The sequence below is a fragment of the Flavobacterium filum DSM 17961 genome (genome assembly GCF_000425465.1).
Classification (GTDB): Bacteria; Bacteroidota; Bacteroidia; order Flavobacteriales; family Flavobacteriaceae; genus Flavobacterium; species Flavobacterium filum.
Map to the genome: position 1 here is coordinate 123,345 of NZ_AUDM01000009.1, position 15,623 is coordinate 138,967.

Annotated in this window: 14 protein-coding genes; 7 read left to right on the forward strand and 7 right to left on the reverse strand. The window is 31.6% G+C overall.

Annotated features, from left to right (window positions below; genetic code table 11):
* Window positions 1-41 precede the first annotated feature (41 nt).
* The 4 genes from H601_RS16605 to H601_RS0106800 are packed head-to-tail and all read left to right on the forward strand — an operon-like array spanning window position 42 to window position 3,476.
* Window positions 42-206, forward strand: coding sequence for a hypothetical protein (locus tag H601_RS16605; protein WP_169628255.1), 165 nt, complete (start codon window positions 42-44; stop codon window positions 204-206).
* Entirely contained in the window at window positions 203-661 is a 459-nt protein-coding gene (locus tag H601_RS0106790) for a hypothetical protein (RefSeq protein ID WP_026710804.1), read from the forward strand. The genes H601_RS16605 and H601_RS0106790 overlap by 4 nt, the downstream gene beginning before the upstream one ends.
* A gap of 32 nt (window positions 662-693) precedes the next feature.
* Complete coding sequence (locus tag H601_RS0106795; RefSeq protein WP_026710805.1) at window positions 694-1,992, forward strand: glycosyltransferase family 4 protein; 1,299 nt, start codon at window positions 694-696, stop codon at window positions 1,990-1,992.
* A 23-nt stretch (window positions 1,993-2,015) separates the two neighbouring features.
* Window positions 2,016-3,476 carry a lipopolysaccharide biosynthesis protein gene (locus H601_RS0106800; protein WP_026710806.1) on the forward strand — a complete coding sequence of 487 codons (1,461 nt, stop codon included), beginning with the start codon at window positions 2,016-2,018 and terminating at the stop codon, window positions 3,474-3,476.
* A gap of 105 nt (window positions 3,477-3,581) precedes the next feature.
* Here H601_RS0106800 and H601_RS0106805 read toward each other — a convergent pair whose 3' ends face one another.
* Entirely contained in the window at window positions 3,582-4,214 is a 633-nt protein-coding gene (locus H601_RS0106805; protein WP_026710807.1) for a hypothetical protein, read from the reverse strand.
* A gap of 403 nt (window positions 4,215-4,617) precedes the next feature.
* Window positions 4,618-7,410: an excinuclease ABC subunit UvrA gene (gene uvrA, locus H601_RS0106810; RefSeq protein ID WP_026710808.1), complete on the reverse strand. Its 2,793-nt coding sequence runs from the start codon at window positions 7,408-7,410 to the stop codon at window positions 4,618-4,620.
* A gap of 338 nt (window positions 7,411-7,748) precedes the next feature.
* Between uvrA and H601_RS0106815 the strand changes: the two genes are divergently transcribed.
* Entirely contained in the window at window positions 7,749-8,336 is a 588-nt protein-coding gene (locus tag H601_RS0106815) for an RNA polymerase sigma factor (RefSeq protein WP_026710809.1), read from the forward strand.
* A 50-nt stretch (window positions 8,337-8,386) separates the two neighbouring features.
* Window positions 8,387-8,530, forward strand: a complete 144-nt coding sequence (locus H601_RS16610) for a hypothetical protein (protein ID WP_169628256.1) — start codon at window positions 8,387-8,389, stop codon at window positions 8,528-8,530.
* 51 nt (window positions 8,531-8,581) lie between these two features.
* Here the strand turns inward: H601_RS16610 and H601_RS0106825 are convergent, their stop codons facing one another.
* From H601_RS0106825 to H601_RS0106845, 5 genes are read right to left on the reverse strand one after another with little or no spacing between them, the layout of a single operon-like run.
* Window positions 8,582-9,343, reverse strand: coding sequence for a T9SS type A sorting domain-containing protein (locus H601_RS0106825; protein WP_084139939.1), 762 nt, complete (start codon window positions 9,341-9,343; stop codon window positions 8,582-8,584).
* A gap of 12 nt (window positions 9,344-9,355) precedes the next feature.
* Window positions 9,356-10,414 carry a hypothetical protein gene (locus tag H601_RS0106830; RefSeq protein WP_156900361.1) on the reverse strand — a complete coding sequence of 353 codons (1,059 nt, stop codon included), beginning with the start codon at window positions 10,412-10,414 and terminating at the stop codon, window positions 9,356-9,358.
* A 16-nt stretch (window positions 10,415-10,430) separates the two neighbouring features.
* Window positions 10,431-10,901, reverse strand: a complete 471-nt coding sequence (locus tag H601_RS16115) for a zinc ribbon domain-containing protein (RefSeq protein WP_051220684.1) — start codon at window positions 10,899-10,901, stop codon at window positions 10,431-10,433.
* A gap of 37 nt (window positions 10,902-10,938) precedes the next feature.
* Window positions 10,939-12,192, reverse strand: a complete 1,254-nt coding sequence (locus tag H601_RS0106840; protein WP_084139940.1) for a CsgG/HfaB family protein — start codon at window positions 12,190-12,192, stop codon at window positions 10,939-10,941.
* A gap of 30 nt (window positions 12,193-12,222) precedes the next feature.
* Entirely contained in the window at window positions 12,223-12,825 is a 603-nt protein-coding gene (locus H601_RS0106845) for a hypothetical protein (RefSeq protein WP_026710814.1), read from the reverse strand.
* An 817-nt stretch (window positions 12,826-13,642) separates the two neighbouring features.
* Here H601_RS0106845 and H601_RS0106855 point away from each other — a divergent pair.
* Window positions 13,643-15,622 (forward strand): tetratricopeptide repeat-containing sensor histidine kinase, encoded by a 1,980-nt coding sequence (locus tag H601_RS0106855; protein WP_169628257.1) that lies wholly within the window; start codon window positions 13,643-13,645, stop codon window positions 15,620-15,622.
* Window position 15,623 lies beyond the last annotated feature (1 nt).

Sequence of the window (15,623 nt, forward strand, 5' to 3'; positions counted from 1 at the left end):
ATGCAGGTTTTTTAATTTATATTTGATTGAAAATTTGTGAAATGAAAAAAGAAATTTTACATCACGGCCATCCTAACGAAAAAGAAGCAAAACGAATTGCTGAAATAAAGTCGTTAACTTATGTTGAGCGATTGGAGCGACTTTTTGCCATTATTGAGCTTTCATATACTTTGAAAAATGCACCTAAAATATATCCTAAAAAATGATAGAACAGATTTTTGTGATATGGAAATATTTTAAAGAACATAAAGTTCGGTATATCACAATAGGTGGGTTTGCTGTTAATATTTATGGTTATAGTAGAAATACCGGAGATTTAGACATTCTTATAGACGATACACTAGATAATAGAAAAAATCTTAGAAAAGCATTTATAGATATTGGAATAGGAGATTTTGAAGCCATAGAAACAATGGTTTTTATTCCAGGTTGGACGGATTTTTCTTTAAATTTTGGTTTGCGTTTGGATATTATGACTGCTATAAAAGGATTGGAAGATAAATCTTTTCAAGAATTATATGATGAAGCAACAATTGTTCTTTTGGGTGGAGTAGAAGTTAAATTCATTGATTATGATAGTTTAATTTTAGCAAAAAAGGCATCCAACCGTCCAAAAGACCAACTTGATATTGAAGAGCTAAATAAGTTAAATGAAGAATAAATTAAATTGAATAAAAAAGAATACTTTTCATTTTGCAATCCAAAACTAAAAAAGTCCTCATTGTTTCGTATTACTGGCCACCGGCAGGCGGACCTGGGGTGCAGCGTTGGTTGAAGTTTGTCAAATATTTACCTGATTTTGGGTATGAGCCACATGTTTACATTCCTGAAAATCCAACTTATCCGATAGTAGATGAAAAATTGACAAAGGATGTTTCGGAAAATGTCATCATCATCAAACAAAAAATAAAAGAACCTTATCGTTGGGCGGCATTTTTTTCTAACAATACTACCAAAAAGATTAGCTCAGGAATTATCCCAAGTAAGAAAAAACAATCCATCATTGCCAAACTGTTGCTTTGGATTAGAGGGAATTTTTTCATACCGGATGCAAGAGTTTTATGGGTAAAACCTTCCGTCTCTTTCTTGAAAGATTACCTGCAAAAACATCAAATTGACACTATCATTACAACCGGACCTCCACATAGTTTACACCTTATCGGTCTGCAATTGAAAAAGGTATTAAGCATCAATTGGATAGCTGATTTTAGAGATCCTTGGACAACCATCGGTTACCACAAAGAGTTAATGCTCACAGAAAAGGCGGAACGTAAGCATAAAGTTTTAGAAAAAAAAGTATTGCAAACTGCCGATAAAATCTTAGTTACCAGTCCAACAACTAAATCGGAATTTGCGTATCTAACTTCCAAGCCAATTGAGGTGATTACCAACGGTTATGATGTTGAAAATGTTGAAAAAACACCTTTGGATGCCAAGTTTACCTTAGCACACATTGGCTCATTTCTTTCCGATAGAAATCCAAGAATTTTGTGGAAGGTCTTGAAAGAAATAATCAATGAAAATACTGATTTTGCTAATGATTTTCAATTAAAATTGATTGGAAAAGTAAGTCAGGAAATTCTAGATACCATTCAAGAGTTTACATTATCGAATTACGTACTCAATTTAGGCTATGTTTCGCATCAAGAAGCCATTCAACACCAACGTGCTTCACAAGTATTACTCTTAATTGAAATTGATGATACTACTACGCGTTGCATCATACCCGGAAAATTATTTGAATACATGGTTTCCGATCGACCAGTAATTGCAATTGGTCCAAAGGGTTCTGATTTTGAAACCATAATCAAAGAAACCAACACCGGTTCATTTTTTACCTATGAGGATAAAGTAGAATTAAAAGAAATAATTTTTACTCACTATCAGTCGTTCAAACAAAATGAATTAAAAGTTCATCCGGTAGGTTTACAGCAATACAGTAGAAAAACTCTAACTGAAAAATTAGTAAAAACTTGTCTTACTAATCACTAATTACTAATCACTATTCACTAGAAATGGGCATCGTCGTAAATCAATCCATCAAAAACACTCTCATCACCTTTGTGGGGTTTGCTATTGGTGCGATAAATACGTTATTTATGTACACCCATTTTCTGGGAGAGGACTATTATGGGTTAACAGCTTTTTTACTCTCTTCTGCCAACATCATGATGCCGTTGATGGCTTTTGGCATTCAAAATACATTGGTTAGATTTTATGCTGAACACGACACAGAAGTTGAAAAATCGAGGTTTTTAAACTTGATGTTGGTTTTACCACTACTTTTAGTAGTTCCAATTTTTATTGGTTTAGCTTTGTTTTACAACGAGACAGCTGAACTTTTATCGCAAGAAAATCCAATTATTTTTGATTATGTGTGGATGATTCCGGTAATTGGATTATTCATGGGCTACTTCGAGATTTTTTATGCTTGGGTAAAAGTACATTTGAAATCGGTTTTTGGCAATTTTGTAAAAGAAGTACTTTTGCGAATTTTTATCACCGTTTTTTTATTGGCAGTTCATCTGAATTGGATAACCACAATACAATTTGTATATAGTTTGGTATTCATTTATTTTTTGATGATGGTTGTCATGGCTTTCGTTGCTTTCAAAGTTCGGAAACCGGAATTTCATTTACTATTTCCAAAAGATAAGAAGGAAGTTTTGGTGTATTCCGCCTTCATTATTTTTTCATCAGGAATTGCAGTTCTATTACTGGATATTGATAAATTCATGATTGGTCAATACATTCCGATCAAAGAAGCAGCTTATTATTCTGTGGCAATTTTTATTGCGTTGACCATATCTGTACCGATGCGAGCAATGCATCAAATCACTCATCCTATTACAACTGATTTAATGGCTCACAAAAAACACGATGAGTTAAATGAGTTATATAAAAAAACAGCTATTACGCTACAAGTTGTTGGCGGTTTTATTATGTTGGGTATTCTCACGAACATTCATCAAGTCTATGCATTATTGCCCGAAAAATATAGTGGTGGAATTTCAGTGGTTTTTTTAATTTCTTTTTCTAAGTTTTTTGATTTGATGTTGGGAAACAACAATTCTATAATTTTCAATTCCAAATACTATCGAACTGTACTTTTTCTTGGATTGTGTTTGGTTGTTGTGACCGTGAGCTTAAACATGGTTTTTATTCCTTCTTTTGGAATTGAAGGTGCTGCAATTGCTACACTCATTTCAATAGGATTGTATAGCTTAGCTAAATTAATGTTTGTCGTTTTTAAAATGAAGTTGTTTCCTTTTACCCAAAAAACGATAACTTCATTACTACTTATAATATTAACATTTGTTGTGTTTTATTTTTGGAATTTTCCCTTTCATCCGATTGTGAATATCCTTTTGAAATCTATACTGCTTTCTATTTGGTATTGGTTTTTGAATTATCGTTTGGCTATTTCTGAAGATATTAATGCTGTTTTAAAAAATATTTTGAAAAAGGTTAATTGACTAATTGCCAATCTTGTTTAATTGCAATATAAAAAAAGCCCTGCTACTTATTTCACAGGACTTTCATCAACCAAACTTAACCAAACTTTCTAACTTAACTCAAATTTATTTTTCTTTTTTATCTTCAATTAATGCTTTTGTTCCATCAGCTTTATAGTAATAATAGTCGTTCACATTGTAAGCATATCCGTTATTGTAATCGTTACTATAGTAGGTTGAACTACCATAATACGTGGTTTGTGCATAACCATTGTTTCCTCTCCAACCATTTACATGACCTATTGTATCAACTATCATTCCTCTTCGGTTATAAACTATTTCCATTCCTCCAATGCGACTAAGACCAAAACGATTGTAGTTCATAAAGATGCTACCAATTCTACTCACACGGTTTCTAGAATCATAGTTGATAAAGGTGTTCCCCACACGTCTAACTCTACCAAAACTATCATGTTCGATTCGAACGCCGTAGTTTACTGCTACTGCTGTGGTACCTCTTGTACCTCCTCTGCGGTAGAAGATGCCACCATGGCTATCGTTTGGACGGGTATTAAAATCAAAGTCTCCATTTAAGAACACGAAAAATTCAATTCCTCGTTCCATAAATACGATTGGCTCTGCTTGTATCGTATGATTTACTGTTATGCCTCGTTCTGTTTCCATCACTCGGTTTTGAGCCGTCATTCCTAAACTTCCTACTGTGAAAGTAAAGGCTACTAAATAGGTAATTGTTTTCATGATACATTCATTTTAATTGTTATCCCCGAACTCGTTTCGGTAGTTGATTAGCATATTCCAATTGCCGTGCCAAAACAGAAAATAATGTTGTGAATGAGTTGTTAATGATTTTTAACGTATTGTTTTTTAGTTGTTTAAAGGTTTAAGAGTTTAAGAGTTTAGAAGGGGTTAGGAGTAGGGAGTAGAAGGTTAAGTCCGAAAAAAAAAGATAATTAATCGGAATTTTATATTAAAATTCAGTAAGAAATATTAAATGATAAATCATTAATTGATGTATTAACGAATAACGAATTACAGTTGAAGAAATACAATGTAAAAAACATAAACTTAAAATCGTCAACCGTTAACCGTCAACCAATAACCGTCAACCAATAACCGACAACCGTCAACCGTCAACAGAATACTACTTCAACTTTTCCTTCAAATATTTTCCTGTGATGGATTTTGGATGTTTTGCCACTTCTTCCGGAGTACCAAATGCTAAAAGTTGTCCACCGTTTTCGCCGCCTTCAGGACCGATATCGATAATGTAATCAGCACATTTAATTAGGTCGAGGTTGTGCTCAATAACCACAATGGAATGCCCTTTTTCAATTAAGGCTTCAAAAGAGGTCAACAGTTTTTTGATGTCATGAAAATGAAGTCCGGTTGTTGGTTCGTCAAAAATGAATAAGACTTTGTCTTTTGTTGTTCCTTTAACCAAAAAAGAAGCTAATTTAATACGTTGAGCTTCTCCTCCGGAGAGGGTAGAAGACGACTGTCCTAATTGTACATAGCCTAAACCTACTTCTTTTAAAGGTTTTAATTTTTGAATGATTTTAGTTTGTTGGTGTAGTTCAAAAAAAGCAATTGCATCATCAATAGTCATTTTTAAGACATCATCCACGTTTTTGCCTTCAAAATAAACTTCTAATATTTCCTTTTTAAAGCGTTTGCCGTTACAGGTTTCACATTCTAAATGTACATCGGCCATGAATTGCATTTCAATAGTTACTTCACCATCACCTTTGCAGGTTTCACATCTTCCGCCTTCTACATTAAAAGAAAAATGTTTTGGTTGATACCCTCTTATTTTTGATGCTTTTTGTTTGGTAAACAAATCCCGTATGTCATCATAAGCTTTGATATACGTTACCGGATTGGAACGTGAGCTTCTGCCAATTGGGTTTTGGTCGATGTATTCAATGTTTTTGATGTGAGAGAAATTTCCTTTTAACTCTGAGAATTGTCCGGCTTTATCGCTAACACCTTCTAATTTTTTTTGAACAGATGGATAAAGTATTTTTTTAACCAATGTACTTTTACCGCTACCTGAAACGCCGGTAACTACGGTTAAACAATCTAATGGAAAAACAACATCGATATTTTTAAGGTTATTTTCACGAGCTCCTCTAATTTCGATATGATTTTTGAATTTACGTCTTTGTTTAGGAACAGATATTTCCAATTCACCATTCAAGTATTTTGCGGTAAGGGAATCCGATTTTAATAGGGTAGAAAAGTCTCCCTCGGCTACTAAGTTACCGCCATTAGTTCCGGCTTCCGGACCAATATCAATGATACGGTTGGCCGCTTTCATAATGTCTTCGTCGTGTTCCACCACAATAACGGTATTGCCTAAATCACGTAAGTTTTTTAGCACTCCAATTAAACGCTCGGTATCTTTAGGATGCAATCCAATACTAGGTTCGTCTAAAATATACATGGAACCTACTAAACTACTTCCTAATGAAGTAGCAAGGTTAATTCGTTGTGATTCACCACCCGAAAGAGTTGCCGAATTTCGGTTTAAAGTTAAATAACTTAATCCTACTTCATCCAGAAACCGAAGACGATTACTGATTTCTATCAGTAAACGTTTGGCAACTTTTTGATCATATTCTGAAAGGGATAAACTAGCAAAAAAAGTAATCAAATGCTTCACCGGTATATCAACTAATTCTGATATGGTTTTGCCACCAACAGTAATATAATTCGTTTCTGGACGAAGTCGTTTTCCTTTACAAGTTTGGCATTTTGTTTTCCCACGGTAACGCGAAAGCATCACACGATTTTGAATTTTATAATTTTTTTCTTCCAATTCTTGAAAAAAAGCATGTAAACCGGTGAAGTATTTGTTTCCGTCCCACACTAATTGTTTTTGATCTTCACTCAATTCAAAGTAAGGTTTGTGAATAGGAAAGTCAAATTTGTAGGCATGGTTGACCAATTGATCACGGTACCAACTCATGCTATCTCCTCTCCACGGATAAATTGCATTTTCATAAATGGATAAAGCGGTATTAGGAATAACCAAATCTTCATCAATACCAATTACGTTGCCATATCCTTCGCAAGTAGGGCATGCACCATAAGGATTGTTAAAACTGAACAAGTGAATATTGGGTTCTAAGAACTGTATTCCGTCCAATTCAAAATTGTTACTAAAGGTCAGTCGATTGGCTGTTCCCACTTCTTGTAAAAAACAGGTACCTTTACCTTCATAAAAGGCTGTTTGCACCGCATCGGCTAAACGGTTTTGAAATTCTTCATCCGTTTTTACTACAATTCGGTCTATAATCAGCATAATGTTTTGATCGTCTAATGCGTGTTGTTCAATTTCATCTAAACGGACAACTTCATTGTTTACCAAGATGCGGATAAAACCTTGTTGTAACAAGACTTTTAATTTATCCTCCAATGCTCTCCCTTCTTCCAAATGAATAGGAGATAAGAGCATCCACTTACTTTCTGGTATAAAAGAAAGTACCGTATTCACCACATCGGAAACAGTATGTTTTTTTACTTCAATACCGGAAACTGGAGAAAATGTTTTTCCAATACGTGCGTATAATAATTTGAGGTAATCATAAATTTCCGTAGATGTACCAACAGTTGAACGAGCATTTGTGGTATTTACTTTTTGTTCAATAGCAACAGCAGGAGCAATCCCTTTGATGTATTCTACTTTTGGTTTGTCTAAACGACCTAAGAATTGACGAGCATATGAAGATAAACTTTCTACATAACGTCTTTGTCCTTCTGCATATAAAGTATCAAATGCTAAACTCGATTTTCCGGAACCGGAAAGACCGGTTATAACTACCAGTTTATTTCTGGGAATGGCTACATCAATGTTTTTAAGATTGTGTAATTGAGCACCTTTGATAAGGATGTTATGTTTAGGTTCAAGTTGCGAAAATTCTTCTGGAGTCATAACAAAATTGAAAGAACTGCAAAGATAGTGATTTGATGGTTGAATTAAAAGTCAGGTAATTTCAATTTTTCATGAACATACGTTAAGATTTTTGAAAATATTTTAATACCAATATTTTATTTAAACCGAAGGCTGATTTGATAAAAAAAAATTATTTTAATGAGGTTTTCCACATTTATTGTATTTAAGATGTTAAAATTTCAATTAAAATTTGCTTATTAGTTTAAAATTGTGTTACATTTGGTTCATATTTAATTTTTAATTAACATTTAGCCTATCGACAAAACAATACTTTTTTAAAATTAACCGTTCAAAACACGAATTAAAAAGGTATAACTATGGCTACTGTTAATCAACTTCCCGACGCTTTATTGGTTAAGAATTACATTGCTGGTGATGAGCAGGCTTTGGCTATTCTTATTGAAAGACATCAATCTAAAATTTATGGTTTTATCTATTCTAAGGTCCAGGATAGAGACATAACCGACGATGTATTTCAAGACACATTCATCAAGGTTATTAAAACCTTAAAATCCAATTCATACAATGAAGAAGGTAAGTTTTTGCCATGGGTAATGCGAATTGCACACAATTTAATTGTAGATCATTTCAGAAAAAACAAAAAAATGCCAATGCAAAGAGAAACAGAAGAGTATTCCGTTTTTTCGTATATGTCAGATACTTCTATGAATATTGAAGGTAGAATTATCACTGAACAAGTAGAGGCAGATTTGTTACGTATTTTGGATGAACTACCGGCAGATCAAAAAGAAGTACTGGTGATGCGTATGTATCAAGATTTGAGCTTCAAAGAAATTGCCGATATAACAGGAGTAAGTATCAATACAGCATTAGGAAGAATGCGTTATGCAATATTAAATCTTAGAAAAGTAATTGAAAAAAATCAAATTATTTTGAGTAGTTAATACTATTAGCGTAAAAGTTTCGTTATAGATATAAACAAACACATATTTCTATGGCAAAACTTTACACTAGTAAAAAATTAGCGGCTCCAAAAATGTTACCTAAAAAAGAAACCATTCAGTTTTTGCTCAGTTACTCCAAGGCTTTAAGCATGATGAAGGTAGGAAACATGAGTTTTGAGACCATCGCTAATTAAAAGGAACATCCCGATTAACGTCGGGATGTTTTTTTTGTATTTAATAGGTTACTATTGTTTTACTATTTTAAAATTTTGTATTTTATTTACTTCCTTCCAAATGAGAGCGTTATAAATTCCTGCATTTAAAAAACTTAAATTTATTTGAGTTGTGGAATTAATAACTTTATCGGTGATTAATTTACCATTTAAGTCATAGATTAGTAAACGAAAAGGTTCATTATCCATTAATTTTATAGTAAGAAAATCGTTTACAGGGTTTGGATAAAGTTGTATTCCTAATTTTTCAATTTCTGATAAACCTACAGTTGGTTCAACTACAACATTAACATAGTTTGTGTGACTAAAGGTTCCATTACTATCTTTTGAACGAATGAAAAGTTTATGATCTCCAATTGATAGGTTTGCAGGCACGTTTACATCAAACGGATAGTTAAATAGATTATTCGCTGGATTAGAAACAGCCACTACTGTATTATTACTAAAGCCAGCATCTTCGTCCCAAAAATACTCTAATTCAACAATATCATATAAAACATTATTTTCAAGTACATAAAATGTGCTAAAATTGGTATGACTCCATCTGTTTAAAGCATCTTTGGTTCGGTAACCAACAGTATGAATTCCATTTGTAAATGTATTTGGAATCGTAAAACTGAAGTTAATAACATCTGATTGATTGTTAAAACCTAAAATTGATGTTGCATTTCCAAACCCCGGATCATTATCAAAAAAATATTCCATTTGAGTGATATTTTGTGAGAAAGAAGTAAATGCTAGACAAAACAGTAAAAAAGTATATAATTTTTTCATGTTTTTTATTTTTTAATTATTACTTCTAGTGCTAATCGTAACGTTTAATGTACCGTTTTGCGGTGCATTTGCAGAAGCGTTCAAGGTGTATATGGCAGGTATTGCAGGAATACCGCTCAATATATATGTGTCGTTTCCGCCATACATGCCTATTTGTACATTTGACGGATACCCCTGATAACATTCAGGGCAAAGTCCTTGTGCTTTTAAAATATATTTTTTTTCATCAGTATCGTTAACGTTGTTAAAAAGATACGCTTCGGTTACGCCAAAAGTGTTATTTCCTGCATTGTTGAGCCAAGCAGGTTGCGTAATTCTGAAAATATTGTTATAAACATTGTCAGAAGAATTATTGTTTTGTGTTATAGATGCTGAAGTCATCAACAAAATATTATTGTAGAAAGGATTACCATAAATAATTACTATACCACGAATGACATTATGAGAAATCGTAGCGACTGTGGTACTTCTTAATGTAATATTACCTCCAAAATAATTATTGGTAATAGTCAGATTAGAAGTTGTTCCTCCTGAAGTTGTATCTACAGTAAAATTAGAGCCAAAATAGTTTTTAGAAATTAATATATTACTATAATTACTTCCTCCATCTATATCAATGCCATTATGAAATTTACATCGGCTTATGGTAATATTGGATAAGGTATTGACTGAAAAGAATATATCTCTATCTGCATTAACAAATTCTATCCCGTAAATCGAAGAACCGCTCGAACCTGCTCCAAATGTTAACTGGTTAATTTTAGCTGTTGTGTGGTTGTTTTGAAGCTGCGGGTTATCATCTAAAAAATATCCTGTACCAATTATAGTCAACGCTTTGTTCGTAATTGTTGCCGTTCCATAACTTATTCCCGATGCTTCTAAATATAGTATATCACCATCTAAAACTAGATTACTGCTTATAGCAGTCTGCAAATTTGAAAAAACCTGTTCGCCTGACCATTGATTGTAAGTAGCATTATTATTCACCCGCCAAACTTTTGCATTCATTGTCGAGAATATCAGCAGTAAACTAAATACTACTAAAGTCTTAAATAAGTTTTTGTTTTTCATTATTGATATTTTTTAATTATATTGTTTTAAACCAATTTTGGAAAGATGAGCCTAAAAGAAGTACAGGATTTGTGGCATTATTTAAACTTCTGATTAAACTAATTATCCAAAAAATAAATACAGTCATACCAATCAAGATATTTAAGAATGGTATGAAAAAAGTTAATAAGACAATCAAATTCAAGCCAAGGGTTTGGCGTAGATAAAATGATCCAAATTCAGTTTTGTTTTGGTTGTGTAAAACGAGGGCTATAATCCATCCAATCCAGAAAAAATGAGCAATTAAGGCAACGGTTTTTCCATTGTCATTTCCAATTTGCGACTGTTGTGCAAATGAAACACCACACTCAATGCACATTACTTGATTTTCTTTTGTTGAAGTACCACAACCGAAACAATAATTTTTTTCAGAATGAGGGTTAACCCCACATTTTGGACAAGCTATTGCTTTTTCGTGTACTTCGTTTGAACAATTTCTACAATACATAATAATCTTTTTTTAAGTTATTTAAGTCAAATTGTTTTTATTTCTTTTTACCTTTTGGTTTCTCGAATTCAAGGTCTTTTGAGCAAAATTGTTCTAACAGATAGTCAACCACTAATTCTCCGGCACTTCTTAGGGCTGATTTGGCTGCTACAAATTCTGCATTATCCAAAGCTCCTGCTTCTAAACCATGAGCGGCAACAATAGTAGAATCGTCTGTACGAACGGCTTTAACTTCAACTCTAGCACGGCAAGTAACTTGTTTTCCTTGTGTTCCAGTTCGTTGGCTAAAGGCTTCACCATAAATCACAATATCTGCTCCAAATTCTTTTCCCATAGAAATAGCTGCCATTGGATTTTTTGCGGCATTGATAAAAGCAACTTCATTTTCTTTTGTTGCAAACATGGCAGGATCAACAACAGGAAAACCAGCTTCAATTAGTTTACGATTTATTTCAGTTTCAGCAGCAGGATCTGGAATACGTTGAGTAATATGAAATTCAGGAAGAATAACCATGATTTTTGGTACATAAGGTTTATTCAATAATCCACAATTGGCTTTTGAAAATACTTTTGGACCAGAATTTTGAGCTTCAGGAAACGGCAAATCATCTTTTGCAAGCGATATAAATTGTACAGCTTCAATTATTCCTTTTTCCATGGCATCAGCTACAGCTTTGTTTCCATTGGCTACTGTTTGTGAACCAACCACACCAGTTCCCAATACGCTAAACCCAGAAAAGCCACCTGCACTTCCCTCAACATTGATTGATTTTGAATCAATAATTTCTCTTGTTTCAGCATTTATGAGTTGAATAATAAATCCAATTTTAGCTTTATTCCCTCCAAATTTTAAACCAGCTAAATTAACATTTTGACCTCCATCGGCATATTCTGTAATTTTACCCATTACAATCACTTGAGCACCTTGCATTTGTCCAGTTTTTGGTCCTTTTCCTTGTTTTACATTTCCTGATTGAGCAAATTCTATTTCATTGGTTAATTCTTCAATGTCTTTTTGACTTAGTAATACGTTATAACAATTCACATTTTGTAATGCATTGGTTAACATATGTGATAGTTCATCACCAAATTTTGCAGAAGCACTAGACGTAGCAGATTTAAAAGAAGAAACAGATAATCTAACTCTTTTGTTTACCGGTGTTTTAGGACAAATAGCTTTAATATCTTCAAACGTAATTTTGTTTTTGTTTTTTTCTTTCTTTTGAGCCATTGCTGATTCAAAGCTTGATAAAGAAATAATTAGCAGAAAAATAACTTTTAATGTTTTCATAATGTTTTGTTTTAGTTGATATTTTATTATTTAGTCTTCGGTTCTTCTTTCATATTCAATTTTGTTGAATAAGCAAACTATTGTTATAGTTGATTCATTTTCTTCATACATGTTGATTTGTCCCTCTAAATCACGCATAATGATTAGCCAAATCGGTTTTTTATTGGGAAGTCTCAATTCATATTCATAATATGGAAACCCTTCTTTTTCCTCTTTTAATAATTTAATTGAGGTTAGTGAAGTATTAACAAGTATATTTTCCAGTTTATAATTTTCTGGTTCATTTACCGTAATTTGAATTTCATCATATCCATCTATTGTTCTACCGTTAAAAAATAGGAAACAGTTAACCGGATTTTTTGAATCGTTTAAGCTAACAGTGGTTTCTGCAGAATTTGAATAAATTACACCATCAAATGTTGGTGAAGGAAACGACCATTCAATCATTTCTGTTTGTAAATCCCAATTTACTATAGCTTCTTTTTGTGATTCATTAGGGATTAACTCTCTTAATAAATCATAAAATTCAATTGCTTTTTCAGAATCACTTGTTTTCGTCTCTTTCTTTTCAGATACATTTTTGCAGCTTAACATTGCAATTAGTAAAATGTAAATAAGTATCGTTTTTTTCATTTCTTAATATTTTAATCAAACTTATTTCTTAAATTTTATTGGTAAAATAGCTAATGATTAATTGTTACTCTTTATTTATTATTCGTTCCGTTTGTGTATAAATGTTGATATGGATGGATGGCTTTGAATCATTTTTATTTTTTTCGGTTGGCTTTTTTGTTAAGGATAATAAACAAATGATGCAACAATCTATTAGTAGAAGCCAAAATGAAAACTTACATTCAATAGTTGTCCATTCGTTTGATAGAATTGAATATTGAAACTCAAGTTTATGTTTAAGAATGATAAGACATACAATTCCTAAAACTGAATTGAAAAAATTTAATGTTTGAAATGATATTCTACTCAAGGAATTAACAAGAATACCTATTAATAATAAAATTAGATTAATCCATAAAATTGGTTCAGCTTTAATTTTTACAGGTTTTATTTCTGTTGAAAAAAGTTTAACTGTTCCTGAAATCATTTCAAACCCATTTATTGTTATTGTTGAGCCTGAATAGACATTTGAAATGGAGAAAAACGGAAATAAAAAAAGTAATATTCCCAATAAGTGGAAAATTACATGATAAGTATTTTGATTAATTAATTTCAATTTTTCAAGGATTATTACAACAATTTTATCATTAATAATGAAACTGAAAAACAACTAATTATTATTTGTAGTAGTTTATTGATTATTTGTTATATTTTGTTAATTTTTATTAATTATATTTGATATTTAAACATTAGTTAATTTATGAGCAAATTTTTATGTTTTTTCATTTGGATTTTTAGTTTCCCGGTTTTTGGACAATTAACTCAAAAAGATTCGGCTTTGCAAGAATTAAAAAAGTATAAAAAGGTGGATGAAACACGTTTAAAGTTATACTTAATTGTTTCAAAAAGTAGTGCTTTTGAAGACCCAGAAGTAGGAGTTAAATATGCAGATAGTGCCAACGTAATAGCGATTAAGCTGAAAGATAAGAAGTATTTAGCAAAAGTAAATTTGATTAAAGGTTTAAATTTATATGAAATTAGAAAATCAGATGAAGCAATAGAATCCTATAAAAAGGCATTAAAATTTGCTGAGGAAATTCAAGATAAAGAGTTACAAGCGTTTTCATTGCATAATTTGGCTATAATTTATTCAACACATAATAGAGAGTTAGAAGCAATTGAATTAGAGAAAAGAGGTTACAGAATTTTTACTGAACTTAAAATGGAACCCAACTGTATTAATGTACTTAATACAATAGGGGTGTGTTATTTTAGATTAAATGAATATCAAAAGGCATTAGAATATTATTTTAAATCTTTAAAAATTGCTGAGAAATGCAAGGACGATAAATTAATTGGCACGGCTTATGAAAATATTGCTTTAGTTTATAAGCGGAACAGCCAACATGTTAAAGCATATGAATATTATGAAAAGGCAATTAAAATATATTCTGCTATAAATTATAAACAAGGAATAATTAATGTTTATACAAATTATGGTGCGGCAAAAGATCAAAATAACGATTTAGTAGGAGCACTGTTACTCTATCAAAAAGGACTCCAAATTGCAACAGAGATTAAGGTAGATTGGTATAAATATAATTTACTAACAAATATTGCAATTATTCATAATGCTCAAAAGAAATTTGATATTTCACTTCCCCAATTAAAAGAAGCTATGGATTATTACATCTCAATTCAAGATGTAGATTCTGAGTATGTTTCAAAAATGTACTTTGTAGAAGCTATTTTGGAAGCCCCGGATGAATTGTTGAAAAAAGAGAATATTAACCCAACAGAAAAGTATACGATTTCTCTATCATATATGTTACCCATTTTAAATTATGCTTTAGAAAATCAAGATAAAGAAACTGAAATGTATGCAAGAGAAATAGTGGCTAAAATCTATGAAAAGCAAGGCAATACAAACTTATCACTAAAAGAATTTAAAGAATTTGTAAAATTAAAAGACAGCTTAACTGATTTTGAAAAGAAAGAAGAATTATTAACAAAAGAGCATGCTTATCAAATGGATAAGGAGCGTATTTTAAATGAAGCTGAAATCAACCGACAGAAAATTATTAAGTATGCAACTATAGGAACAAGTAGTGTGGTTCTATTGACAGGTATATTTCTCTTTATTGGTTTTAGAAAAAGACAAGTTTTTAAAGAAAAACAAAAAGAAATTTTATTTAAAGCTCAAATCAGTGATACCGAATTGAAGGCTTTACGCTTGCAAATGAACCCTCATTTTATTTTTAATTCGCTTAACTCGATTAGTGATTATATCCAAAAAAACGACAGTAAATCAGCGGATTATTATTTAGCTAAATTTGCTAAACTCATGCGTGGTATTTTAGAAAATTCTGAAGAAAAAGAAATTACAGTAGAAGAAGAATTGAAAATGTTAGAAATGTATATGCAATTAGAAGCCATGCGATTGAACCATAAATTTTCGTATGAATTTAAAATTGACCCTAAAATTAATATTCGTGAAACTTATATTCCTCCGTTAATTCTTCAGCCATTTGTAGAAAATAGTATTTGGCATGGTTTGGCAGAAAAAAATGGTGAAGGAAAAATAATCATTGAAATTGCAGAAGAAAATAAGATGCTTAATTGTATTATTGAAGATGATGGAATCGGCAGAAAAACAAAAGAAAAGTCAAATTATAAATCGTATGGAATGAGCATTACAAAAGAAAGACTCGCCATTCTGAACAATATTAAAAACACTAATGCTCAAGTTAATTTAATTGATTTAGACAAAGGAACAAAAGTAGAAGTAAAACTGCCATTAGAAATTAAACCCGATTAAT